This window comes from Kitasatospora sp. Root107, from assembly GCF_001424875.1.
Lineage (GTDB): Bacteria > Actinomycetota > Actinomycetes > Streptomycetales > Streptomycetaceae > Kitasatospora.
In genome coordinates, this window is record NZ_LMCT01000012.1 from 28809 (window position 1) to 51504 (window position 22696).

At 73.0% G+C, this 22696-nt stretch carries 19 protein-coding genes and 1 pseudogene; 9 read left to right on the forward strand and 11 right to left on the reverse strand.

The window, feature by feature from the left end:
- Positions 1-197 precede the first annotated feature (197 nt).
- Entirely contained in the window at positions 198-2408 is a 2211-nt protein-coding gene (locus ASC99_RS11770) for an MMPL family transporter (RefSeq protein WP_057231041.1), read from the reverse strand.
- Positions 2409-2653: 245 nt separating this feature from the next.
- On the opposite strand from ASC99_RS11770, the gene ASC99_RS11775 reads away from it, so the two are divergent.
- Together ASC99_RS11775 and ASC99_RS11780 are read left to right on the forward strand one after the other, a co-directional pair.
- Positions 2654-3799 (forward strand): sensor histidine kinase, encoded by a 1146-nt coding sequence (locus ASC99_RS11775; RefSeq protein ID WP_057231043.1) that lies wholly within the window; start codon positions 2654-2656, stop codon positions 3797-3799.
- Positions 3796-4461, forward strand: a complete 666-nt coding sequence (locus ASC99_RS11780) for a response regulator transcription factor (RefSeq protein ID WP_057231045.1) — start codon at positions 3796-3798, stop codon at positions 4459-4461. Before ASC99_RS11775 ends, ASC99_RS11780 begins: the two co-directional genes overlap by 4 nt.
- Here the strand turns inward: ASC99_RS11780 and ASC99_RS11785 are convergent.
- Positions 4458-5051, reverse strand: a complete 594-nt coding sequence (locus ASC99_RS11785) for an MBL fold metallo-hydrolase (protein ID WP_057231047.1) — start codon at positions 5049-5051, stop codon at positions 4458-4460. The genes ASC99_RS11780 and ASC99_RS11785 overlap by 4 nt on opposite strands.
- 82 nt (positions 5052-5133) lie before the next feature.
- Between ASC99_RS11785 and ASC99_RS11790 the strand changes: the two genes are divergently transcribed.
- Both ASC99_RS11790 and hutH read left to right on the forward strand, forming a co-directional pair.
- Positions 5134-6093 (forward strand): GlxA family transcriptional regulator, encoded by a 960-nt coding sequence (locus ASC99_RS11790; protein WP_057231049.1) that lies wholly within the window; start codon positions 5134-5136, stop codon positions 6091-6093.
- A 42-nt stretch (positions 6094-6135) separates the two neighbouring features.
- The gene (gene hutH, locus ASC99_RS11795; RefSeq protein WP_157531531.1) at positions 6136-7710 is read left to right on the forward strand and encodes a histidine ammonia-lyase; all 1575 of its coding nucleotides are present in this window, start codon (positions 6136-6138) and stop codon (positions 7708-7710) included.
- A 27-nt stretch (positions 7711-7737) separates the two neighbouring features.
- Here the strand turns inward: hutH and ASC99_RS11800 are convergent, their stop codons facing one another.
- Entirely contained in the window at positions 7738-8127 is a 390-nt protein-coding gene (locus ASC99_RS11800) for a hypothetical protein (RefSeq protein WP_057231053.1), read from the reverse strand.
- A gap of 192 nt (positions 8128-8319) precedes the next feature.
- On the opposite strand from ASC99_RS11800, the gene ASC99_RS11805 reads away from it, so the two are divergent.
- Positions 8320-9189, forward strand: coding sequence for a MurR/RpiR family transcriptional regulator (locus tag ASC99_RS11805; RefSeq protein WP_057231055.1), 870 nt, complete (start codon positions 8320-8322; stop codon positions 9187-9189).
- A 167-nt stretch (positions 9190-9356) separates the two neighbouring features.
- Here ASC99_RS11805 and ASC99_RS11810 read toward each other — a convergent pair whose 3' ends face one another.
- The 7 genes and pseudogenes from ASC99_RS11810 to ASC99_RS11840 all read right to left on the reverse strand — a co-directional run bounded on the left by ASC99_RS11810 (position 9357) and on the right by ASC99_RS11840 (position 18874).
- A complete protein-coding gene (locus ASC99_RS11810; RefSeq protein ID WP_057231057.1) occupies positions 9357-10595 on the reverse strand; it encodes a cytochrome P450 in 1239 nt (412 codons plus the stop codon).
- On the reverse strand, positions 10588-13644 hold the full coding sequence (locus ASC99_RS11815) for an amino acid adenylation domain-containing protein (protein WP_057231059.1): 3057 nt from the start codon (positions 13642-13644) through the stop codon (positions 10588-10590). Before ASC99_RS11815 ends, ASC99_RS11810 begins: the two co-directional genes overlap by 8 nt.
- 209 nt (positions 13645-13853) lie before the next feature.
- On the reverse strand, positions 13854-14165 hold the full coding sequence (locus ASC99_RS11820; protein WP_157531493.1) for a hypothetical protein: 312 nt from the start codon (positions 14163-14165) through the stop codon (positions 13854-13856).
- Positions 14166-14883: 718 nt separating this feature from the next.
- A pseudogene (locus tag ASC99_RS40360) lies at positions 14884-16104 on the reverse strand (diguanylate cyclase domain-containing protein); the annotation flags it as partial.
- Between the two features lie 150 nt (positions 16105-16254).
- A complete protein-coding gene (locus ASC99_RS11830; protein ID WP_082598266.1) occupies positions 16255-17361 on the reverse strand; it encodes an adenylate/guanylate cyclase domain-containing protein in 1107 nt (368 codons plus the stop codon).
- Positions 17362-17516: 155 nt separating this feature from the next.
- A complete protein-coding gene (locus ASC99_RS11835; protein WP_235502473.1) occupies positions 17517-18410 on the reverse strand; it encodes a biotin--[acetyl-CoA-carboxylase] ligase in 894 nt (297 codons plus the stop codon).
- A gap of 23 nt (positions 18411-18433) precedes the next feature.
- Positions 18434-18874: a nuclear transport factor 2 family protein gene (locus tag ASC99_RS11840; protein WP_057231063.1), complete on the reverse strand. Its 441-nt coding sequence runs from the start codon at positions 18872-18874 to the stop codon at positions 18434-18436.
- 275 nt (positions 18875-19149) lie between these two features.
- Between ASC99_RS11840 and ASC99_RS11845 the strand changes: the two genes are divergently transcribed.
- From ASC99_RS11845 to ASC99_RS11850, 4 genes are all read left to right on the forward strand, one after another.
- Positions 19150-20742, forward strand: a complete 1593-nt coding sequence (locus ASC99_RS11845; protein ID WP_057231064.1) for an acyl-CoA carboxylase subunit beta — start codon at positions 19150-19152, stop codon at positions 20740-20742.
- 25 nt (positions 20743-20767) lie between these two features.
- On the forward strand, positions 20768-20914 hold the full coding sequence (locus tag ASC99_RS37100; RefSeq protein WP_082598267.1) for an acyl-CoA carboxylase epsilon subunit: 147 nt from the start codon (positions 20768-20770) through the stop codon (positions 20912-20914).
- Positions 20915-20999: 85 nt separating this feature from the next.
- Entirely contained in the window at positions 21000-21125 is a 126-nt protein-coding gene (gene mmpB / locus ASC99_RS41690; RefSeq protein WP_255359236.1) for a morphogenic membrane protein MmpB, read from the forward strand.
- Positions 21126-21285: 160 nt separating this feature from the next.
- Positions 21286-21882 carry a nucleoside triphosphate pyrophosphatase gene (locus tag ASC99_RS11850; protein ID WP_057231065.1) on the forward strand — a complete coding sequence of 199 codons (597 nt, stop codon included), beginning with the start codon at positions 21286-21288 and terminating at the stop codon, positions 21880-21882.
- Between the two features lie 11 nt (positions 21883-21893).
- Here the strand turns inward: ASC99_RS11850 and ASC99_RS11855 are convergent, their stop codons facing one another.
- The gene (locus ASC99_RS11855; protein ID WP_057231066.1) at positions 21894-22640 is read right to left on the reverse strand and encodes an alpha/beta hydrolase; all 747 of its coding nucleotides are present in this window, start codon (positions 22638-22640) and stop codon (positions 21894-21896) included.
- Between the last annotated feature and the right edge of the window lie 56 nt (positions 22641-22696).

Consider the following 22696-nt stretch of genomic DNA (forward strand, 5'->3'; position numbering starts at 1 on the left):
CTCCTACTTTCTGCGAATTCACAATTCCTGAGCCCGAATCCACCGGCTGATCGGTGAGCCGAGGAAGGTCCGGAAGACAGAGGATCAGGCGGTGGCCGCAGGTCGCAGCGTCGACCCTGCCCGCCGGCAGGAAGCATTCGAGGGCTTGATGAGCCGCATCGCGGGCCGGTTCGCGAGAGTCGAACCACGCTCGGGTTTCAGTACGCCGTGACCCGGTCGACCTCCGGGGCAGGCGCGGTCTCACGGTGCTGCGGGTGGCCACCCGCGGTGGGCCGCGGGCGGACCGGCCACCAGAGAGCCCGGCCGAGGAGTGCCGCGAGAGCGGGGACCAGCACCAGCGAGAGGACCAGCGCGGAGAGCATGATGCCGAGCGCCATCGCGAACGCGACCTGTTCGCTCCCCGGGGTGGTGGCGAGCGTGGCGAAGGAGCCGGCCAGCACCAGACCGGCCGTCGCGATAGCCGGTGCCGTGTGCCGTACCGCGCGGGCCACGGCGGCCCGGGCCGGGCCCGGGCGCTGCATCTCCTCCCGGATCCGGTCGGCGATCAGGATGTTGTAGTCGGTGCCCAGGGCCACCACGAACAGGAACAGCACCAGGGGAAGGGTGAAGCTGACGCCCGGCCTGCCGAGGGCGTGCTGGAACAGCAGGGTGGCGGCGCCCAGGGTGGCGGCGAAGCCGAGCCCGACGGAGAGCATCAGGACCACCGGTGCGAACAGGCTGCGCAGGAGCAGCAGCAGGATCAGCGCGATCAGCGCGGCCGCGACCGGGAACACGATCGTGAGGTCGTGGTCGACGGCGGTCGCGACGTCGGCGAGGATCGCCGCCGTCCCGCCCACGTGTGCCGTCGTCCCGGCGGGCGTGTGTTGGGCGGCCGCGGCCCGGATCGGCCCGGAGGCCAGGTCGCGGGCCTGCTGGCTCTGCGGGTCGGCGGTCGGGTAGAGGTCGATCCGGGCGGCCCGGTGGTCCTTGTTCAGGACGGTCGGTGCGACCTGGCCCACGCCGCCGACCTGGGTGAGTGCCCGGGAGAGGCCGTCCAGCCCGGCGGTGCTGAGGGTGCCCCCGTCGGTGGCGGTGACGAAGACGCTGGTCGGGTCCGACACTCCGGCCGGCAGCGCGCGCGAGATCTCCGCCGCGGTGGCCACCGCGGGCGTCCGCTCCCCGGATCCGCCCCGGCCGTAGTCCATCCGGATGCCGGTCAGCCCGGCGGCCAGCGCGGCGAGCAGGGCGACGGACAGGGCCAGCATGGCCAGCGGCCGTCGGGTGACCAGTGCGCCGAAGCGGGCGGCGCGGCCCTCGGGCGGCTCCCGGCGCAGGGTGCGGGAGGGCCAGAACATCTTGCGCCCGGCGGCCGCGAGCAGCGCGGGCATCAGGGTGAGGCTGCCGAGCAGCATCACCAGGACCGCGGTGGCGATGGCCGGGCCCAGCGAGCGGAACTGCCCGAAGGTCGCCAGGCCCAGCGTGGCGAACGCGGCCACGATGGTCAGCGCCGCCGAGGTGATCGCGGTGCCCACCCGGCCGGAGACCTGGGCGGCCGCCTCGCGGGCGGGCTGCTCGGGCCGGTTGCGCAGCTGCTCGCGGAAGCGGAACAGCAGGAAGAGCAGGTAGTCGATGCCGATGCCGAGCAGGACCACGTTGATCAGGCCCGGGGTGCCCGGGTCGAGCTTGCTCCCGGTGATCATCGCGGCACCCGCGACGGCACCCGCCGCCACACCGCCGATCATGGCGACCGCGAGCAGCGGCAGCACGGCCGCCAGCACACTGCGGAACACCAGCACGTTGAGCAGGACGATGAGCCCCGTGACGAGGGCGCCGCCGACCTTGGTGGCGGTCTCGTTGGCATCGGTGCTGTCGACCTGGTCGGCCAGACCACCGGTGAAGCCGGTGCGCATCCCCAAGTCGGCGAACTGCGTCCGGGTGGCGTCCCGGAAAGTCCGGTAGACGCCCTGGACCCCCTGGTCCGCAGGATTCCCGGTCAACTGGACGGCGAGCAGCTCGAAGCTCCGGTCGGGCGCCGTCATCGCCGGGGCGATCCGGGGCGTCTGGGAGGCGTCCGGGACCAGGAACTGCGGGACGTCGTCCTCCCTCGGCATGGTCACCCGGCGCTGGGACAGCTTCGCCGCCTCCGCCTCGACCCGCTGCTGGTCGGCGGCGCTGAGGGCGCTGCCGTCGGACCTGGCGACCAGGACCGTCACCGTGGTGGCGTCGGGGTCGACCCCGAACTGCTCCTGGGCGATCCGCAGCGCGGCGGCCGAGTCGTAGCTCGGGGGCAGGAAGTTCCCGGTCTGGTGCTGGGTGACCCGGGCCGTCATGGTCGGCGCCAGGGCGATCAGGGCGAAACCCAGCACCGCCCAGAGGCCGATGACCTTCCATGGGTTTCTGGTGGAGTATCCGGTCAGGGCGCGGATCACGGTGTCCTCCGGCGGACGGGCTCGAGTGCGGACCTCGACCGGGGGTTCCCGGCCGGTCTCCAGACCATCAGTCCGAGGGGCCGGCGGGCGTCGTGGCAGCGGATGATCAGCACCAGGGCCCTGGGTCCTCCCCCGGCCCGTGACCAGGACCAGGGTCCTGGTCACGGCCCCGGTCCGCCGCCGGTACTGCCCGCTGCGGCCGCTGTGCAAGGCTGTCCGGGAAGCCGGACAGAGGGGGAACGGACATGCCCAGCAGCAGCGACGAGCCACCGTGGTCCCGCAACGACGCGCTGGTGACGGCCGGGGCCTGCGCGCTGAACCTGCTCAGCTACGTGTTCTTCACCGACCCCGGCGGCCGGCACCAGGTGAGCGTGCCCGGGTTCCTGCTCGTCGCGCTGGCGGCCGTGCCGCTGCTCGCCCGGCGCAGCCACCCGGTGGCGGTGCTCGCCGCCGTACTGGCCCTCGACGCGACCGCCGCGCTGGCCCTCCCGCTGCCCAGCCACTTCGGTGCCGTCCTGGTCGTCGCCCTGTACTCGGTCGCCAGGGCCTGCCCCGGCCGGGTGACGGCGGTCGCCGCTGTCGCGACGGCGGCGCTGACGGTGCTGAGCCAGAGCAGTGACCGGATTCCGCCCTGGCGGGAGGCCGTCGGCCCGCCGCTCTCCGTCCTGATCGTGGTCGGCGCCGCGCTCGCGGTGACCCGCTGGCAGCGCGAGGTGGAGGCCAACCGCAGGCTGCTCGCCGACCGTGCGGTGGCAGACGAACGCCGCCGCATCGCACGGGAGTTGCACGACATCGTGGCCCACCACATCACCACCATGCAGCTGATGGCCGGCGGCGCCCGGGCCAACCTCGCCGACCCCGAGGTGGTCCGGGACGCCCTGGTCACCCTGGAGTCCTCCGGGCGGCTCGCGCTCCGCGAGATGCGCCAACTCCTCGACGTACTGCGGGCCGACGACGAACCGGAGGCCGCGCCCTCGCTGCCCCAGCCCGGTGCCGACGACCTCGACCGCCTGGTGGCCGAGTCCCGGCTGGCCGGGCTGCCGACCGAGCTCACGGTTCACGGGGCGGTACGCCCGCTGCCGCCGACCGTCGGTCTGACGGTGTTCCGGATCGCCCAGGAGGCCCTGACCAACACCCGCAAGTACGCGGGCGCCGCCCGCGCCTCCGTGTGGCTGACGTACCGTCAGGATCGGATCACCGTCGAGGTGCGGGACGACGGCGGGGGCGGATCGCCACCGAGCGAGGCGGCCGGGCCGGGCGGCTACGGCCTGATCGGGATGCGCGAGCGCGTCGCCCTGCACGGCGGAACGCTCACCGTCGGCCCCCAGCCCGAGGGAGGCTTCGCCGTGCTGGCCGAGCTCCCGCTGACCACGGAGGAGGTGCACCGGTGACGCCGATCAGGGTGCTGATCGCGGACGACCAGCCGCTGGTCCGGCGCGGCCTGTCGCTGATCCTCTCCCCCGACCCGTCCATCGAGGTGGTGGGCGAGGCCGAGAACGGCGCTCAGGCCGTCACCCTCGCCGCCCGGCTGCGCCCCGACGTCGTGGTGATGGACATCCGGATGCCCGTCCTCGACGGGGTGGCCGCGACCGCGGAGCTCACCGCCACCCTGCCCGGCTGCCGGGTGCTGGCCCTCAGCACCTTCGACCTGGACGAGTACGTGGTCGGCGCGCTGCGCGCCGGTGCCTACGGCTTCCTGCCCAAGGACAGCTCCCCGGAGGACCTGGGCGCGGCGATCCGCACCGTCCACACCGGCGAGGCCGTGGTCGCGCCGCGCCTGCTCACCCGGCTGATCTCCACCTACGTACGGGCACCGCGCGAAGCGCGTCCGGCCCCGGTCGACCTGGGTGAACTCACGCCCCGCGAGGTCGAGGTGTGGCGCCTGATGGCCACCGGCCTCGACAACGCCGGGATCGCCCGCGCCCTGGAGCTCAGCCTCTCCACGGTCAAGAACCACATCACCAGCATCTTCGACAAACTCGCCGTCCGGGACCGCGCCCAGGCGGTCATCGCGGCCTACGAATCCGGTCTCGTCACTGCCCAACGGCCCTAGAGCGGTGCGTTCTCGTCGGCCTTGAACGCGGGTCCGTGGCCGGGCACCAGCAGGTCGGCGGCGGCCAGGACGCGCAGCCGTGAGGTGCGGTGCCGGTCGTGGTCCGGGGCGACCGGGTCCTCCACCGGGCCGTTCGGCCGCCACCAGAGGTCGCCGACGAAGGCCACCACGCCCTCGGGCGTACCGGCCAGCAGGGTGATGTCCTCGGGGCTGTGGCCGGGGGTGCGGATCAGGCGCAGCGACGGGGTGAGCTCGAAGCCCTCGGCGTCCCGGTCGGTCCACTGGTCGGCCTGGTAGATCGCCTTGTGGTCGTGCACCCGGGCCGGGCCGAACAGGCCGACGTTCATGGTGTTGTCCGGGTGGTGGTGGCTGAGCACCACGTCGGTGATGTCGTCGGGGCCGAGCCCCAACTCGGCCAGCGGGCCGAGGATGCGGTCCCGGCTCGCCACCATGCCCGGGTCGACGATCACGTGCCGGTCACCGTCCCGCAGGTAGGAGACGGTGGCGGCCACCCCGGGGCCGGTCGAGAGGGTGTAACCGGTGGTCAGGATCGTGTACTCGGCGCTGCGGCCGAGCGGTGCGTCTGTCATGGCTGTGAGTCTTCCGGGCAGGCCGGATCCGTACGAGTGGCCTTTCTGCCGCCGATCGCGGGATTCGTGCCACACTCCCCGCATGTCCTTTCTGACCGTCGCCGCCTACGCCCCGTCCGGCGTCGGCATGCTGGCCGCGGGCATCGTCGCCGAGGTGTTCGACCCGCGCGGGGGCGGCCTGCCCGTCTTCGACTTCGCGCTCTGCACCGACCGTCCCGGGCAGGTCAGGACCGACACCGGCCTGCCGCTCGTGGTCGGACACGGCCTGGAGCGGCTGGCCACCGCCGATCTGGTCCTCACGCTGCCCTGGGCGGACTTCCGCACCCCACCGGCACCCGCCGTCCTTGACGCCCTGTCAGCCGCCCACCGGCGCGGCGCACTGGTCGCCAGCCACTGCGTCGGCGCCTTCGCCCTCGCGGCCGCCGGGCTGCTGGACGGCCGCCGGGCCACCACCCACTGGCGGTTCGCCGACCTGCTGGGCCGTCAGTACCCGGCCGTCGAGGTCGACTCCACCGCCCTGTACGTCGACGAAGGTCCGCTGGTCACGGGCGCGGGCGCGGCGGCCGGGTTCGACCTCTGCCTGCACCTGATCCGACGGGAGTACGGCGCCGCGACGGCCAACGCGATCGCCCGGGACCTGGTATTGCCCTCGCACCGGGACGGCGGGCAGGCCCAGTACGTGGCGGCGCCCGTCCCCGAGGACTGTCAGGACGAACGGCTCGGCGAGGTGCTCGGCTGGGCCCGCGAGCACCTCGACCAGCCGCTCCCGGTCGCCGAGCTGGCCCGCCGCGCCCTGATGAGCCGGCGCTCCTTCGCCCGCCGCTTCACCGCGGCCACCGGCACCACCCCGCACTCCTGGCTGCTGAACCTGCGGCTCAGCCGGGCCGAGGAACTGCTGGAGACCACCAGCCTGCCGGTCGAGGAGATCGCCCGCCGGGTCGGGTACGGGAGCGCGGCGGTGCTGCGCGAACAGTTCGTCCGCCGCCGAGGCGTGCCGCCCCGCTCGTACCGGCGCTCGTTCGCCCAGGTGTCCGCACCGTAGTTGTCATATCTTCATTCACCTGGTGTGATTGTGTATATGGATATGCACAGTGCTGTGGACCCCGACGCTCCGCTGGTCCTGGTCGGCAAGGCCGACGTCAGTGCGGAGGACGTGATCGCCGTCGCGCGCGGCAACGCCCGGGTCGAGATCGGCCCCGACGCGCTCGCCGAGATGGCCACCGCCCGCGCCCGGATCGACGCGCTGGCCGCCGAGCCGCGCCCGGTGTACGGCATCTCGACCGGCTTCGGGGCGCTCGCCGTCCGGCACATCAGCCCCGAGCTGCGGGCCCAGCTCCAGCGCTCGCTGGTCCGCTCGCACGCCGCCGGCATGGGCCCGGTGGTGGAGCGCGAGGTGGTCCGCGCGCTGATCTTCCTGCGGATGAAGACGCTGGCCTCCGGCCGCACCGGGGTCCGCCCGCTGGTCGCGCAGACCATGGCCGCCCTGCTGAACGCCGGGATCACCCCGGTGGTCCGGGAGTTCGGCTCGCTCGGCTGCTCCGGCGACCTGGCGCCGCTGTCGCACTGCGCGCTCGCCCTGATGGGCGAGGGCACCGCGTTCGGCCCGGACGGCGTCGAGCGGGACGCCGGCGAGCTGCTCGCCGAGGCCGGCATCAAGCCGGTCGAGCTGCTGGAGAAGGAGGGCCTGGCCCTCATCAACGGCACCGACGGCATGCTCGGCATGCTGGTGATGGCGCTGGCCGACCTGGCCCGCCTGTTCACCACCGCCGACATCACCGCCGCGATGTCGCTGGAGGCACTGCTCGGCACCGACAAGGTGCTCGCCCCCGAGCTGCACGGCCCGATCCGCCCGCACCCGGGCCAGGCGCTGTCCGCCGCCAACATGCTCGCCGTGCTCAAGGGCTCCGCCCTGACGGGCCATCACCAGGACGACGCGCCCCGGGTCCAGGACGCGTACTCGATCCGTTGCGCCCCGCAGGTCGCGGGCGCCGGCCGGGACACCCTGGCGCACGCCCAGCTGGTCGCCTCCCGCGAGCTGGCCGCCTCGGTCGACAACCCGGTGGTGCTGCCCGACGGCCGGGTCGAGTCGAACGGCAACTTCCACGGCGCCCCGGTCGCGTACGTGCTGGACTTCCTGGCCATCGCCGCCGCCGACCTGGGCTCGATCTCCGAGCGCCGCACCGACCGGCTGCTGGACAAGGCCCGCTCGCACGGTCTGCCGGCCTTCCTGGCCGACGACCCGGGCGTGGACTCCGGCCTGATGATCGCTCAGTACACCCAGGCCGCCCTGGTGAGTGAGAACAAGCGGCTCGCCGTCCCGGCCTCGGTGGACTCGATCCCGTCCTCCGCGATGCAGGAGGACCACGTCTCGATGGGCTGGTCCGCCGCCCGCAAGCTGCGTCAGTCGGTGGAGAACCTCGGCCGCATCCTGGCCGTCGAACTGACCGCCTCGGCCCGCGCGCTGGAGATCCGACTCGACAACGGCAGCGGCCCGCTGGCCCCCGCCACCGCCGCTGCCCTGGCCACCGCCCGGGCCGCCGGGGTCGGCGGCGCCGGCCGCGACCGGTACCTCTCGCCCGACCTGGAGGCCGCCGCCGCACTGGTCGCCACCGGCGAGCTGGTCACCGCGGTCGAGAAGGTCACCGGACCGCTGGCGTAGTGCCCACCAGGCCGGGGTGACTGGACGTCAGTGCCAGTCGCTCCGGCTGCGGGAGCGGCGCTCTCCGCGCCCGGCGAGGGCGGCGGCGAAGTTGACCCCGACGATGCCCGCCCAGCAGACCAGCATCCCGGGCAGGTGCTCGCCGGCCGAGATGGCGGTGAGCGGAATGGCCAGGCCCAGCGAGATCAGTGGCAGCCGTCCGGAGGCCGTCCAACTCCGGCCGCCGCGCGGCCCGTCACCCACTCCGTGCTGGGCCAGCCGGTCCTCCACCCGCTGGTCGACCTGGGCGTCGATCCGGGCGTCCAGTCGGGTCAGGAATGAGTCGACGATCTCCGTCTCGTACTCCTGCCCGAGCTCCTTGCGGGTCTGCAAGGCCGCGTCGAGATCACGCTTCAGGTCGTCCTGGCGACTGTTCATACCGGTCATCCTGTCGTCCCGCGCCCGGCCCGGTCCACTTCAGGTCTGCGGTTTCCGGGACACCTCAGGGGTAAATCAGGGTCACCCCGAGAGCGCCCGCCCCGTCCCACCGTTCGATACCTCATTGCCGGTGTCCCCGGACTGCTGCACAGTCGTCCGGAGCACCGCCCGAGCTGCCCGGAGGAATCGCTGATGACCGCCACGGACGACACGGGTACGGTCGGGCCCTCCGCCCGGCTGCTCCAGCTGTTCGATGGGCACCGGCTCACCCCGACCCAGCGCCGGATCGCCCACTCGCTGGTGAAGCACGCCGCCGAGGCGCCGTTCCTCTCCAGCGTCGAGGTCGCCGAACTGGCCGGCGTCAGCCAGCCCTCGGTCACCCGGTTCGCGGTCGCGCTCGGCTTCGACGGCTACCCGGCCCTGCGCAAGCAGCTCCGCGAACTCGGCGCGGGCGAACCGGTCGCACCCGAGTCGCACGCCGACGTGGTCCGCAACGAGCACCAGCAGGCCGTACTCGCCGAGATCGCCCACCTGCGCCACCTCGCCGAGCTGCTCGCCGACCCCGAGCCGATCGTCCGGGCCGCCCGGCTGCTGGCCGCCTCCCGGCCGCTGCCCGTGCTCGGCCTGCGGGCCGCCTCCGCGCAGGCCAGGGGCTTCGCGTACTTCGCCGCCAAGGTGCACCCCGACGTCCGGCTGCTGGACGAGGGCGGCTCGATGCTCGCCGACCGGCTGGAGCAGGCGGTCGCGGCCGGGGCCTCGGCCCTGCTCTGCTTCGCGCTGCCGCGCTACCCCAAGGAGCTGATGGAGGCTCTGACGGTCGCGCGGGACTGCGGGTTGACCGTGCTGACGGTGGCCGACAGCGCCTTCGCCCCGGTCGCCAAGCTCTCCGACCTGCTGCTGCCGGCCGCCGTCGGCACCGGGCTGGTCTTCGACACCGCCTGCGCACCGATGATGCTCGGGCGGGTGCTGCTGCAGACCATGTGCGACTTCATCCCCGGTGCCGAGGCCCGGCTGGAGTCGATCGAGCAGTCCGCCGCCGCACGCGGGCTGTTCCTCGACTAAGGCCGACCGGCCATGGGGGGCGGGTGAAGGAGCGGCGTTGGGGTGCGTGGCTCGGCGGTGCCGAGGAGGGAGTCCATGCGGAGCATCGGCGACCGACGAGAAGCCGGCGAGGTGCGTGCCCCGGCGACGCGACACCGCCCACCAATTGCCGGTCGGCCTAAAGCTCCCTATCCGGCCGCCGACAGAGCGACCGGGAGGGTGTCGTAGGCGGCCACGAAGTTGGACGCCCTGCGGGTCGGCGGCCCGAGCAGGGTGATGGTGTCGACCCGGGCCAGCAGCGCCTCCAGCACCAGCCGGAGCTGACTGCGGGCCAGTGCGGCGCCCATGCAGAAGTGCCGACCACTGGTGAACGACAGGTGCGGGTTCACCGCCCGGTCGACCCGGAAGACGTCCTGATCGGGGAACACCTCCTCGTCCCGGTTGGCCGACGGCAGCCAGAGGCAGAGCAGGTCGCCGGGCTCCAGCGCCGTGCCGCCCAGGCGGGTGGGGCGCAGCACCGTCCGGGCCAGGTGCAGCGGGGGTGTGGTCCAGCGCAGCACCTCCTCGATCGCCCGGTCGACGTGCTCGGGGTGGCGGCGCAGCCACTGCCACTGCTCGGGGTGCGCGGCGAACGCGGCCAGGCCTGCGGCGGTGGCGTTCTTGGTGGTCTCGTTGCCGCCGATCGCCAGGTTGAGGCAGTTCAGCAGAACCTCCTCGCGGGTCAGCCGGTCGCCGTCCAGCTCGGCCTCCAGCAGACGGCGGATCAGCCCGTCCTCGGCCAGTTCGGCATGGTCGAGCAGCCCGGCCAGGTGCACCAGCAGCTGCCCGTTGGCGGTCGCGGTGGAACGCCGACGGGCCGTCAGGTCACCGGCACCGGGGTCGTGTTCGCCGAGCGAGCCGCAGACGGCGCGGCTCGCCCGGTCGGCCAGGGTGGCCCACTCGCGCTCGGGGAGGCCAAGCAGCAACCCGGCCCCGGCGGACGGTACCCGGGCGGCGACCGAGCCGACGAAGTCCGTCTCGCCGGCCCGGACGGCCTGCTCGACCCAGTGCTCGACCCGGCCCCGGAGCAGGCCGTCCATGGTGCGGGTGGCGGAGCGGGTCAGCCCGCTGCTGACCAGCTTGCGCAGCCGCTGATGGCGTGGCGGGTCGGTCAGCTCGATCATCCGCCCGGCTGCCGGATCCGGTTCGCCGAGCGCGGTGTCCAGGGTCATGCCCCACTCGGAGCTGTAGCCGGTCGAGTCCCGCAGCACGGCGTCGATGTCGCGGTAGCGGGTCACCGAGTGGAACGCCGGGGCGCCCTCCCGCTCCTGCCGGTGCAGTCGGCCGCTGCGCCGCTGCTCGGCCCAGAGCTGGTACGGCGGCTCGGGCAGGAAGGCCCTGGGATCGGACAGGTCCGTGGTCGGCACCGCCCAGAGGAGTTCAGACACCGACGGCCTCCTCGGCGAGCGGGGCCGCGATGAAGCCGGAGGCGTGGAAGTAGTCGAGGTAGCGGTCCAGCAGCTCGGCGTCGACGGGCGGGCAGACCAGGCCGCTGCCCGCCAGGTCCCGTTCGATCCCGGCCCGGTCGAGCCGGGGCGAGAAGCGCGAGGTGGCGAGCTCCTCGACGGTCGCGCCGCCGCCCGCGGCCTCGGTGGTGAACAGCGGGACGAACGGCGCGAACGGGTGGTCCGGACGGTCCGCGAGGTGGGCGAGCAGGGCGTCCACCCAGGCGTGGTAGCCGACGGTGCGGATCGGGTGGCCGTACGCGCGCAGCCGCTCCACCAGGTCGCCGAGCATCGCCTCGCGCGGGTTGGTCAGGTGGTAGGTCTGCCCCTCGGCGGGCCGGTGGGTCGACAGGCGGACCACCGCGCCGGCCGCGAAGTCGATCGGCACCAGGTTGAGCGGCAGGTCGAGGTCGGGGGCCAGCCGCAGTTCGGCGATCACCCGGAAGAACTCGCAGAGCGCGGCGGCGCTGTTCCAGGTGTACCCGGTGGTGTCCCCGGACAGCTCGTACGGGCGGTGGATGGCGACCGGCAGCCCGGCCCTGCCGGCGCCCCGGACCAGCTCCTCGGCTACCCACTTGCTCTCGGTGTAGCCCATCGACAGCAGTTCGACGTGGTCGAGCGGGGTGGCTTCGGTGACCTCCCGGACCCCGGCCGCCCCCATGCCGTGCACCACCGCGACGGTGGAGATGTGGTGCAGCGGGACGGCCCGGGCGGCCGCGAGCCGGATGATCTCCTGGGTGCCGTGCACATTGGCGGCCCGCAGTTTCTCGTACGGGTAGAGGAAGTTGACCTCGGCTCCGCAGTGGTGGATCACGTCGGTGTTGCCGGCCTGGTAGTCCCACTCGAGCTCGCTCAGGCCCAGTCCGGGCTTGGCCAGATCGCCGAGCACCGGGCGCACCCGGTGGGCGGGCAGCGGCCGGTCGATGCCGTACCTGAGCTGCGCCTCGGCGAGCCGGCGGTGGGCGTGGTCGGTGTCGCGGGCCCGGACCAGGGCGTGCACGTCCGCGTCGGTACGGTCGAGCAGTTCGCGCAGCAGGTAGGCGCCGAAGAAGCCGGTGGCGCCGGTGAGGAACACGTGGTGCGGGGTGCGCCAGCCCGGCCGGGGGAACGTGGTGGTGATCCGGGGCTGGTCCCAGCTCAGGTCGGGCCGCCAGCGGTCGACCGGGGCGGCCGGCTGCTCGGCGGCGGCGGTGCGGACCAGCTCCGCCACGGCCGCGCCGAAGGCCCCCAGCACCGGTTCGCCGAGCAACTCGGTGACCAGTCGGTAGTTGTGCAGGTCGCTGATACCCAGCTCCTGCTGCACCCGGGCCACCAGCTGGACGGCCAGCAGTGAGCTGCCGCCGGCCGCGAAGAAGTCCTCCTCCGGTTCGGCCCGGCCGGCGGGCAGCACCGCGGCCCACACCCGGGCCACGGTGTCGGCCACCGACTCGGTACCGGGCTCCGGCTGCGACTGCTCGGCGGCCCGGGCCGGCTCGGGCAGCGCGGCCCGGTCCACCTTGCCGTTCGCGGCCAGCGGCAGCCGGTCCAGCACCGTGACGGTGGCCGGGACCATGAAGGCGGGCAGCCGCTCACCCAGGTGGGCCCGCAACTCCGCTGCGGTGGGCGCAGATCCGGCCCGGACGGCGACGTAGGCGGCCAGCCGTCGGGTGGTGCCGTCCTCGCGGGCCACCAGCACCGCGTCGGTGACGTCCGGGTGGGCGGTCAGCGCGCGGCGGACCTCCTCCGGTTCGATCCGGAAGCCGCGCACCTTGACCTGGTCGTCCCTGCGGCCCCGGAACTCCAGCCTGCCGTCCGGTCGACGGAGCACGAAGTCACCACTTCGGTACAGCAGTTGGGGCGCACCGTCGGGCCCGAGGCCGAGGGTGCGGAACCGGCGGGCGCTCTCCTCGGGGTCGTTCAGGTAGCCGGTGGCGATCCCGCCGCCACCGAGATACAGCTCGCCCTCCTCGTCGACGCCGGCCGGGCTGCCGTCCTCGCGCAGCACATGGCAGACGGTGTCGGCGATCGGGCGGCCGATCGGCACCCCGGTCGCCTCCGCCGGGACCTCGGTGATCAGGTGGGCGGTGGCCACACAGGCCGCCTCGGTGGGCCCGTAGGCGTTCACCAGGTGCTGCGGGCGGCCGAGTTCGAGCACCCGCCGGGCGGCGTCCGCCCGCAGCGCCTCGCCGCCGGTCAGCACGTAGCGCAGGCCCGCGAAGGTCTCCGGCCGTTCTCCGGCGATCCGGTGGAAGATGCTGGTGGTGAGGAACAGCGCGGTGATCCCCCGCTCCCGCACCACCCGGTGCAACTCCGGTGCGGACAGCAGCACTTCGGAGGGGACCGGCACCAGGCAGGCGCCGTTCAGCAGGGTCGGCCAGAACTCCAGCACCGAGGCGTCGAAGGAGAGCGTCGCGGCGTGCAGCACCCGGTCCTCGGGGCCGGGTTCGAAGAAGCCGTTGGCCACCGAGAGCCGGGCCACCCCGCGCTGCGGCACCGCCACCGCCTTCGGCCGGCCGGTGGTGCCGGAGGTGAACATCACGTACGCCGCCGCCTCCGGGCCCGGCAGCTCGAACGGCTCCTCACCCGCCGACTCCCCTGCCGCCAGCACCTCCTGGTACCGCAGCACCGGCACGTCCGCCCCGGCGAGCCGGCCCGCCCCCGGCAGCCGGACCACGGCCACCGCACCGGCGTCGGCCAGCATGCCGTGCAGGCGCTCGGGCGGCAGCGCGGCGTCCAGCGGCAGGTAGCTCACCCCGGCGTAGGCCACGCCGAGCAGTGCCGCACAGGCTTCAGGCCCACGCTGCCCCAGCACCCCGACCACCGCACCCCGGCCCACCCCGGCACCACCCAGCCCACGGGCGAACCGCTCGGCCAGCGCACCGAGTTCGGCGTACGTGTACCGCTGCTGCGGCCCGTCGACCGCGTACCGCTGCGGGTGCCTGCGCACCTGCGCCGCGAACAGCTCGGCCAGTGACCGGCCGTACGGATCCGTCTCCGCTGCCACCGTCGTCATCGAGTCGCTCCCCTCCACCACCGTGTCCCGGACGCCGGGATCGTAGGGCGGGCCGAACTGGCCTGACGAGCCGTCGGGGACCTGCGAAGCGAAGGAAGAACCACTGGTGAGAGGGGGTGACCTCACCCCCGGGCGGAGCCGTACTCTGCCAGGTGGAAACCCGTACCGGCCGATCTCAGGCCCGTCGGAGGGCCGCCTCGGCGCGGTGGTCAGTGCCGGTCGTTGCCGCGCCGCTTCATCGCCAGCACCACCAGGATCACCGCGGCGGCCAGCAGGCCGAGCAGCACCAGGATGATCAGGATGGCGACGACGGACAGACCCTTCTTCTTCTTCTTGCTCTTCGACTTGGCCAGCTCGGTGGTCGCGACCGTCTTGGCGACGGCGGGGGCGGCGACCACCAGCACGGCGTCGCTCGGCAGCGCACCCTGAACGGCCGTCAGCGTGACACTGTTCCTCGGCTGCACGCTCGCGGCGCTGGCCGTGGCGGTGGTGGCGGTCAACCCGCCGAAGGCGAGCGTCATCGTGAGCAGTGTGGCAGCCAGTCGTGTCCGCATGTTCCCCGTACCTCGTTCCCGCCCAGGCCCCTCCGGCCGGCGTTGCCGCCCACTGTGGCAGAGGCCGGGCCGACGCGACAGCCTTGTGCCAGAGCTGTGACGACCGTGACGGCGCGGCTCACGGCGGTGGCGAGGCGGGCCCGGCCAGTGCCACCGCGACCAACGAGCGGAGGGCGGGGGCGATCTGACCGAACGGCAGGGTGGCCTCGTCCGCGAAGAGCTCGAGCAGCCAGCCGCCCGCCGCGTTGCCGCCGCCCGCCGCGACCATCGCCTTGTAGCCGCTGACCATCATCATCGCCTCCTCGGCCGGGTCGTTCCCGGCCGCCCCCGCGCGCAGCGCGAACGCGCCGCCGCGCACCGTCCGGCGGGTGAGCGGGTAGTGGCCGAGGTCGAAGACCGCGTCGGGCGCCTCGATCTGGGCCCGCTGGGTCTCCGCCCCGGCGCTGGTCGGACCGCTGGTCATCCGGTACACGGCGTGCCGGGAGGTGCGCATGAACTGCGAGCCCGGTGCCACGTACGAGATCCACCAGCCGACCGCGTCCAGCAGCCGGGCGGCGGTCTCGGCGACCACGGCCAGCCGGCTGATGGTGTCGGCGGGGTGGCTGGCCCGGCCGGCCCCGCTGCGGTCGAGCTCGCCGAGCACCACGTTGAGCAGCTGGCCCGGATCTGCGCTGTGCGCGGCGCCGCGGAACCGGCGGCGGTCGGCGGCCCCGATCCGGCCGGGGCGCGGGCGGCCGTCGGCGCGGTGGTGCGGGTCGGCGGCGTCCGCGAGCAGCACGGTGGGGTCGGGCGAGAAGCCGGGGCCGTGGCTGCGTCCTGCCACCACGGGGTGGGCCGCCCTGGCGCCCTTGGCCCGGTACTGCGCGGCGTCGGCGAGCCGGAACAGCCGGTCGGGGGTGGTCACCGGACCGATCGAGTCGCCGGTGGAGGCGACCCCGCAGGCCACGCCCTCGCCGTCGGCCAGCTGAAGGGCCCGGGCGCACAGCTCCTCGGCCACCGCGACCACCTCGTCGGCCTTCTGGCCCTCCGCGAGCAGGCAGAACTCGTCACCGCCGAGCCGGGCGGCCAGCGATCCCGGCAGCCGGGCGGCGGCCAGCGAGAGCTGGTGGGCGAACCGTTCCAGCAGCCGGTCACCGACCTCGTGGCCGAGCCGGTCGTTGACCCGCTTGAGGCCGTTGACGTCGCAGACCACCAGCGACACCACGGTGCCGTCCCGGTTGTGCGCCTGCAGCGCGCTCTCCAGCCGGGCGTCCACCGCGCGGCGGTTGGCCAGGCCGGTGAGCGGGTCGGTGAAGGCGAGCCGGCGCAGGTCGGCGAGGCGTTCGGTGGCGGCAAGGCCGGCCGAGATCTGGGCGGCCAGCAGGGTGGCGTACTCGGCGTCGGAGTCGCTGAAGACGTCAAGCCCGAGCGTCCGGGCCAGGTAGAGCTCGCCCCAGGCCTGGCCGTGCAGCACGATCGGCGCGACCAGGCAGCACGCCCGGCCGCGCCGGCGCAGTCCGGCGGCGCGCTGCTGGCAGAACGCGCCCGCGCCGGGGTGCGCGTGCGGGGTGTGCGGTTCGGTGTTCTCAGCGGTCTGCACCCAGGCGCGCGGGAGGCGGCCGGTGCTCCAGCGCTCCTCCAGGTAGGTGACGATCTCCGGGAAGTCGGCCACCGGGTACGACTCGTCCTCGGGGAGCTCCTCCTCCCCCGCCGCCAGGTCCCCGTGGTTGACCAGCACCCGCAGCCGGCCGGACTCGCGGTCCCAGACCGAGACGGCGGCCATCGTCGCACCGAGCGCGGTGGTGGCCCGGACGGCGGCGGCCCGGACCGCCTCCAACGGGGTCAGCGCCCCCGCCATGTCCTGGGCCAGCTCGACCACCGCGCGCAACCGTCGGTCCGTCGACGGTGCCTGTACGCACTCCGCCATGGTCGCCTCGCTCACCGGCTCGCCTCGTCCCTGGTGCAGGTTGATCTTCCCGCTCTGCACCAAGGTTATGACGCTTTGTTAAGACTTTGTCTGTTTTGTCGGGGAGCTTTCGAGGTGGAGCCGGGTGAATCCGGTGCCCGGCCGCCGGTACTACGGCAGGTGGGTGCGCCCGATCCGGGTGAGCAGCCACGGCTCCACCAGCCCCAGGCCACGGACCGGGCGGCGCCACATCGGCTGCAGGTGGAAGCGGTGCGGCCCGGCCCGTTCGGTGCTGTCCGGCTCACCGGAGGGCTCGGCGGCGCCGCTCCCCTCCAGCGCGGCCGCGAACTCGCCGTCCAGCAGCACGGCGTCCTTGGGCGCGATCGAGGTGAGCCGGCTGGCCAGGTTGACCGTGGTGCCGAAGACGTCGCCCATCCGGGAGGTCACGGTGCCGAAGGCCATGCCGACCCGCAGGGCCGGGATGTTCTCCACGTCGGCCAGCGTCTCGACCAGGCTGAGCGCGATCTCGGCGGCGGTGGCCGGGTCCTCCGAGACGTACAGGATCTCGTCACCGAGGGTCTTCACCACCCGGCCGCCGTGACCGGCGATCAGGTCGGAGCAGGTGTTCTCGAAGCTCTCCACCAGCTCGCCGAGCTCCTCCTCCTCCAGGCGGCGGGACAGCCGGGTGAAACCGACCAGATCCGCGAAACCGACCGCGAGCCGACCGCTGGTGATCTCGGTGTCCTCGGCGGCCTGCACCACCCGACCGGTGACGGCGGCGAGTTGACGCCGCCAGACGTACACCAGGAACTGCTCCAGCTCCGGCAGCAGCAACTCGACCAGCGGGTACGCCACCTCGGCCCTGGTCAGCCCGGGTTCGACGGCCTGGGTCAGGTTGTCCAGGAAGGTGTCCATCTGCCAGCCGGCCAGCCGGGCGGTGGTCTGGCCGGTGGAGCGGGCCACCTGGATCGCCATCGACTCGCTGAGCAGTCCCGACTCGACCAGACCGGCCAGTCGGCGCAGCGCGATCACGTCGCCGTCGGTGAGGGCCCGGGACTGGCCGATATCGGGGAAGCCCATCGCCCGCCAGAACCTGGTGGCCAGCTCCATCGGGACGTCGGCGGCACGGGCGGCCTGGTACGGCGTATATCTGCGCGGTGCGTCGAGGATCAGGCGCTCCAGGTCCAGCGCGACCGTCCGGCCGTCGTGGTCCTGCTCCTCGCCGCCGCCTTCGTGCTCCACCGGTACGTCCCCGTGCGGTTGCCGCACTTGCCTCATGTCCTGCCTGTCCAGGGGCGCCGACCACCACGCGGGTAGTGGTGCGCCTCACACCGCTGCCAGGTGGAATCGTCGCACGGAATCCCGCGATCCGGGGCATCCGCCGGAGAGCCGACCGGCTCGTGGACAACGCCGTGTCCACGAGCCGGACGGTTTCAGGCCTGCTGCGGCCGTACGTGCACGACATCCCCGGCGGCCACCGGGTGGCGGGTGCCGTCGGCCGTCCTGACCACCAGTCTGCCGTCCCCGTCGATCGCCACCGCCTCGCCCAACAGCTCGCGGTCGCCCGGCAGTTGGACCTTCACCGGACGGCCCAGGGTGGTGCACCTGGCGGTGTACGCGGGCAGCAGCCCACTGGCCTTCGGGTCACCCGCAGCCGCCACCCACTCGCCGTACAGCTCGGCGAACTCGCGCAGCAGCGAGCGCAGCAGGGTCTCCCGGTCGGTCACCTCGGCCCCGGCCAGGGCCAGCGAGGTGGCCGTGGGCACCGGCAGCTCGTCCTCGCGCAGCGAGATGTTGACGCCGAGTCCGACCACCACCGCGCCGTCGCTCAGCTCGGTCAGGATGCCGCCGAGCTTGCGCTCGGCGCCGCCGACCGTGACCTGGAGGTCGTTCGGCCACTTCAGGCCGGTGTCCAGCCCGGCGACCCGGCTCAGGGTGGCCGCGGCCGCCACCCCGACCAGGATCGGCAGCCAGCCGTACCGCTCCATCGGGACGTCCTTCGGCCGCAGCAGCAGCGAGAGGAAGAGGCCGGAGCGCGCGGGCGCCGACCACTGCCGCTCCAGCCGGCCCCGGCCGGCCGTCTGCTCCTCGGCCACCAGCACCGCGCCCTCGGCTGCGCCCTGCTTCGCCCGGGCCGCCAGGTCGGTGTTGGTCGAGCCGGTGCCGGCCACCACGTCCAGCGCCGTCCACAGGCTGCCGGGGGTCAGCAGGTCCCGCCGCAGCGCGGCCTGGTCGAGCGGCGGCCGCTCCAGATCGGTCCAGGGGGAGGGCCCGTCGTGGCCGAAGCCACGCAGACCACTGCGTCGGGGGCGAGGAGTCTCGGTCACCGGGCCAGCGTACCGACGGCGCGTCAGCCGTCACTTCCGGCGCGAGCACCGAAGATGGTCCGGTCGGCCTCGGCGATCGTCAGGTCGTTGATGCTCGCCTCCCGACGGCGCATCAGCCCGTCCTCGGCGAACTCCCACTGCTCGTTGCCGTGGCTGCGCCACCACTGGCCGGCCCGGTCGCGCCACTCGTAGGTGAACCGCACCGAGATCCGGTTGCCGGTGTACGCCCACAGCTCCTTGCGCAGCGCGTACTCCTCCTCCTTCGCCCACTTCCGGGTGAGGAACTCGACGATCGCCTCGCGCCCGGTGAGGAACTCGTCGCGGTTGCGCCAGACCGAGTCGGGTGTGTACGCCAGCGCCACCCGCTGCGGGTCACGGGAGTTCCAGGCTTCCTCGGCCGCCCGGACCTTGGCGGCGGCACTCTCGGCGGTGAACGGCGGAAGCGGGGGACGGGCAGCGGACATGACGAATCCTCACTGGTCGCACCTGATGACCGGACAGCACTCACCCTAACCCTTTAATTGGAGAGTAGAGGTTAGAACGCCGAACCGGCCCCGTCATCGAGCCGTGAGCCGCACCATGCTGCCGCAGAAACACGCCAGGCTGCACTGTGTCGCTGGCCATAACCGGAACAGCCCCGGGCTGGCTACGCTACCCAGCGGTAGTTCGCAGCGCCGCACCTGCCCTCACGCAGTCATGCACCCGGGAGCGGCCGATGGATTCAGGGAGAGCCGACCGGATGACCGAGGCGTCGCACGACCCGCACACCACCGCCGGCAAGCTCGCCGACCTGCGCCGCAGGATCGACGAGGCCGTGCACTCCGGCTCGGCCGCAGCCGTCGAGAAGCAGCACGCCAAGGGCAAGCTGACGGCCCGTGAGCGCGTCCAGGAGCTGCTGGACGAGGACTCCTTCGTGGAGTTCGACGAGTTCGCCAGGCACCGCTCGATCAACTTCGGCCAGGAGAAGAACCGGCCGTACGGCGACGGCGTGGTGACCGGCTACGGCACCGTGGACGGCCGTCAGATCGCGGTCTTCGCCCAGGACTTCACCGTCTTCGGCGGCTCGCTCGGCGAGGTGTTCGGCGAGAAGATCGTCAAGGTGATGGACTTCGCGCTGAAGACCGGCTGCCCGGTGATCGGCATCAACGACTCCGGCGGCGCCCGGATCCAGGAGGGCGTGGTCTCGCTCGGCCTGTACGGCGAGATCTTCCGCCGCAACGTGCACGCCTCGGGCGTCATCCCGCAGATCTCGCTGATCATGGGCCCGTGCGCGGGCGGCGCGGTCTACTCCCCCGCGATCACCGACTTCGTGGTGATGGCCGACCAGACCTCGCACATGTTCATCACGGGCCCGGACGTGATCAAGACCGTCACCGGCGAGGACGTCGGCATGGAGGAGCTGGGCGGCGCCCGCACCCACAACGCCAAGTCCGGCAACGCGCACTACCTCGCGGCGGACGAGAAGGAGGCGATCGAGTACGTCAAGAGCCTGCTCTCGTACCTGCCCTCCAACAACCTCTCCGAGCCGCCGGCCTTCCCCGAGGAGGCCGACCTCGAGATCAGCGACGAGGACCTCGAACTCGACACCCTGGTGCCCGACTCGGCGAACCAGCCGTACGACATGCACAAGGTGATCGAGCACATCCTCGACGACGGCGAGTTCCTGGAGACCCAGTCGCTGTACGCCGGCAACATCCTCACCGGCTTCGGCCGGGTCGAGGGCCACCCGGTCGGCATCGTCGGCAACCAGCCGATGGACCTGGCCGGCTGCCTGGACATCAACGCCAGCGAGAAGGCCGCCCGGTTCATCCGGACCTGCGACGCCTTCAACATCCCGGTGATCACCTTCGTGGACGTCCCCGGCTTCCTGCCCGGCACCGAGCAGGAGTGGAACGGCATCATCCGGCGCGGCGCCAAGCTGATCTACGCGTACGCCGAGGCGACCGTCCCGATGATCACCGTGATCACCCGGAAGGCCTTCGGCGGCGCGTACGACGTGATGGGCTCCAAGCACCTCGGCGCCGACCTCAACCTGGCCTGGCCGACCGCGCAGATCGCCGTAATGGGCGCCCAGGGCGCCGCGAACATCGTCTACCGCCGCGAACTGACCGAGGCCGCCAAGGCCGGCGCGGACGTCGACGCCCGCCGCGCCGAGCTGGTCGCCGAGTACGAGGACACCCTGCTCAACCCGTACCTGGCCGCCGAGCGCGGCTACGTGGACGCGGTGATCGCGCCGAGCGAGACCCGGCGGCACATCGTCCGGGGGCTGCGGGCGCTGCGCGGCAAGCGCGAGGTCCTGCCGCCGAAGAAGCACGGCAACATTCCGCTCTAGGCGTTCACGGGGAGATGATTGAGCTATGACTCCGATTCAGGTGCTGCACGGGCAGCCGACCCCTGAGGAGCTGGCCACCGTCCTGGCGGTGGTCTCAGCCCGGGCCGCCGCCGCACAGGCCGCCGACCCGCTGCCGGGCGCCGAGAAGCTGCTCACCGAGCACCACCCGTGAACGTCTGGCGCACGTCCGGATGGGCAGGCTGAGTTGAGTATCCGTACTCAAGCGTTCCGGGCGGTCGGCAGCGCACCCTGAGAAGGTGCTCTGGTCAGACCCCCGGGACGAACCGTCGGCCGAGGCCCGTCGCGTACAGCGGATGCTGCGACGGGCCGGTCCGGTACTGGCTGCGCTCGCGCTGCTGCTGGCGGTCCTCCTGATGCTCTGATCCCGCCCAGCTGCTCAGCCAGGGACTACCCAGGGGCTCGGGGCTCTGCTGATGTGCGGCTCCGCCGCGTGGGCGACGCCAACCTCGCACAAGGTGATCCCTGCGTACATGGTCAGGCACTTTCGCTTTTCACCCCGAGCCCCCTGGCTAAGGTGAGCGCATGAGCAACCGCACCCTCGTCCTCGCCTCCGCCTCCCCCGCCCGCCTCGGGCTGCTGCGCCAGGCGGGCCTCGACCCGCAGGTGATCGTGAGCGGGGTGGACGAGGACGCGATCACCGCGTCGACCCCCGCCGAGCTCGCCCTGGTGCTGGCCGAGGCCAAGGCCCGTGCAGTGGCAGGCGAGTTGACCGGCGGTCAGCTGGTGATCGGCTGCGACTCGGTGCTCGAGCTGGACGGCCGGGCGCTCGGCAAGCCCACCGACCCGGCCGACGCGCTGGCCCGCTGGCAGGCGATGCGCGGCCGCGAGGGCGTGCTGCAGACCGGCCACTGCGTGATCGACACCGCCACCGGCAAGGAGTCCTCGGCGACCGCCTCCACCACCGTCCGGTTCGGCACCCCGGACGACGCCGAGCTCGCCGCCTACATCGCCTCGGGCGAACCCCTGCACGTGGCAGGGGCGTTCACCCTGGACGGCCGCTCGGCACCGTTCATCGACGGCATCGACGGTGACCCGGGCAACGTGATCGGCCTCTCGCTGCCGCTGCTGCGACGGCTGCTCGCCGACCTCGACGTCCGGATCACCGACCTCTGGAGCTAAGACCGACCGGTCTAACCGCTCGGCGCGTTCTTCGCCAGGAAGGCGAGCAGGTCGGCCTTGGCGGTGCCCTGCGGCAGCAGCCGGGCGCCGTGGCTGGCGCCCTGGTAGATCTTCAGCTCCTTGACCGGGGCGGTGGCGGCCTTCGCCAGTTCGGCGGCGTTCTCGGCGAACGGCTGGTCGTTCTCCTGGGCGGCGATGAACAGCGGTGCACTGATCCTGGCGATCGCCTCCACCCCGTTCCAACTGCCGAAGCTGGTGGGCGAGCTGAGCGTGACCACGGCTGCCACCGGGAGCGACCCACCGGGGGTCGCGGCCGCGGCCAGCGAGCCGGTACCGCCCTTCGAGGCGCCCACCAGGACCACCTTCTCGACGCCCTTCCCCTTGAGGTACTTGGCCGCCGCCTCGATGTCCTGCGGCAGGTCACCGGCCGAGGTGTAGGCCAGCGTCGCGTAGCCGGCCCTGGTGAAGTCCTCGACGAACGGGATCCAGTCGCAGAGCGTGGCCCCGTTCTCGTGCGAGAACACCACCGCGACCTTGGCCTTGCCCGGATCCGAGTCCTGGTAGTAGGCGTCCCGCTTCGCCACGCTGTCGAGCGCGAACAAGCCCTTGTCGGCCCTGGCCTGCTCCAGGCAGCCGTACCCGGGAGCACCGGCACTGGGCGCGGCCTTGGCCGGGCCCTCGCCGTCGCTACCGCAGCCCGCGAGCAGCAGGACGGCGGCCAGCGCGCCGAGCGCGGGCATGACCGTACGAATCTTCATCTCTTCGACTCCCCCGTCGAGTTGACGACGGGCACCGGGCGGCGACCGTCGGCCGA

Coding starts and splice junctions, on each gene's coding strand:
- ASC99_RS11855 (WP_057231066.1), bottom strand. CDS start 22,640: ATGAAGATTCGTACGGTCATGCCCGCGCTCGGCGCGCTGGCCGCCGTC.
- ASC99_RS11845 (WP_057231064.1), top strand. CDS start 19,150: ATGACCGAGGCGTCGCACGACCCGCACACCACCGCCGGCAAGCTCGCC.
- ASC99_RS11830 (WP_082598266.1), bottom strand. CDS start 17,361: ATGAGGCAAGTGCGGCAACCGCACGGGGACGTACCGGTGGAGCACGAA.
- ASC99_RS11850 (WP_057231065.1), top strand. CDS start 21,286: ATGAGCAACCGCACCCTCGTCCTCGCCTCCGCCTCCCCCGCCCGCCTC.
- ASC99_RS11840 (WP_057231063.1), bottom strand. CDS start 18,874: ATGTCCGCTGCCCGTCCCCCGCTTCCGCCGTTCACCGCCGAGAGTGCC.
- ASC99_RS11790 (WP_057231049.1), top strand. CDS start 5,134: ATGTCCTTTCTGACCGTCGCCGCCTACGCCCCGTCCGGCGTCGGCATG.
- ASC99_RS11785 (WP_057231047.1), bottom strand. CDS start 5,051: ATGACAGACGCACCGCTCGGCCGCAGCGCCGAGTACACGATCCTGACC.
- hutH (WP_157531531.1), top strand. CDS start 6,136: ATGCACAGTGCTGTGGACCCCGACGCTCCGCTGGTCCTGGTCGGCAAG.
- ASC99_RS37100 (WP_082598267.1), top strand. CDS start 20,768: ATGACTCCGATTCAGGTGCTGCACGGGCAGCCGACCCCTGAGGAGCTG.
- ASC99_RS11805 (WP_057231055.1), top strand. CDS start 8,320: ATGACCGCCACGGACGACACGGGTACGGTCGGGCCCTCCGCCCGGCTG.
- ASC99_RS11800 (WP_057231053.1), bottom strand. CDS start 8,127: ATGAACAGTCGCCAGGACGACCTGAAGCGTGATCTCGACGCGGCCTTG.
- ASC99_RS11775 (WP_057231043.1), top strand. CDS start 2,654: ATGCCCAGCAGCAGCGACGAGCCACCGTGGTCCCGCAACGACGCGCTG.
- ASC99_RS11815 (WP_057231059.1), bottom strand. CDS start 13,644: ATGACGACGGTGGCAGCGGAGACGGATCCGTACGGCCGGTCACTGGCC.
- ASC99_RS11820 (WP_157531493.1), bottom strand. CDS start 14,165: ATGACGCTCGCCTTCGGCGGGTTGACCGCCACCACCGCCACGGCCAGC.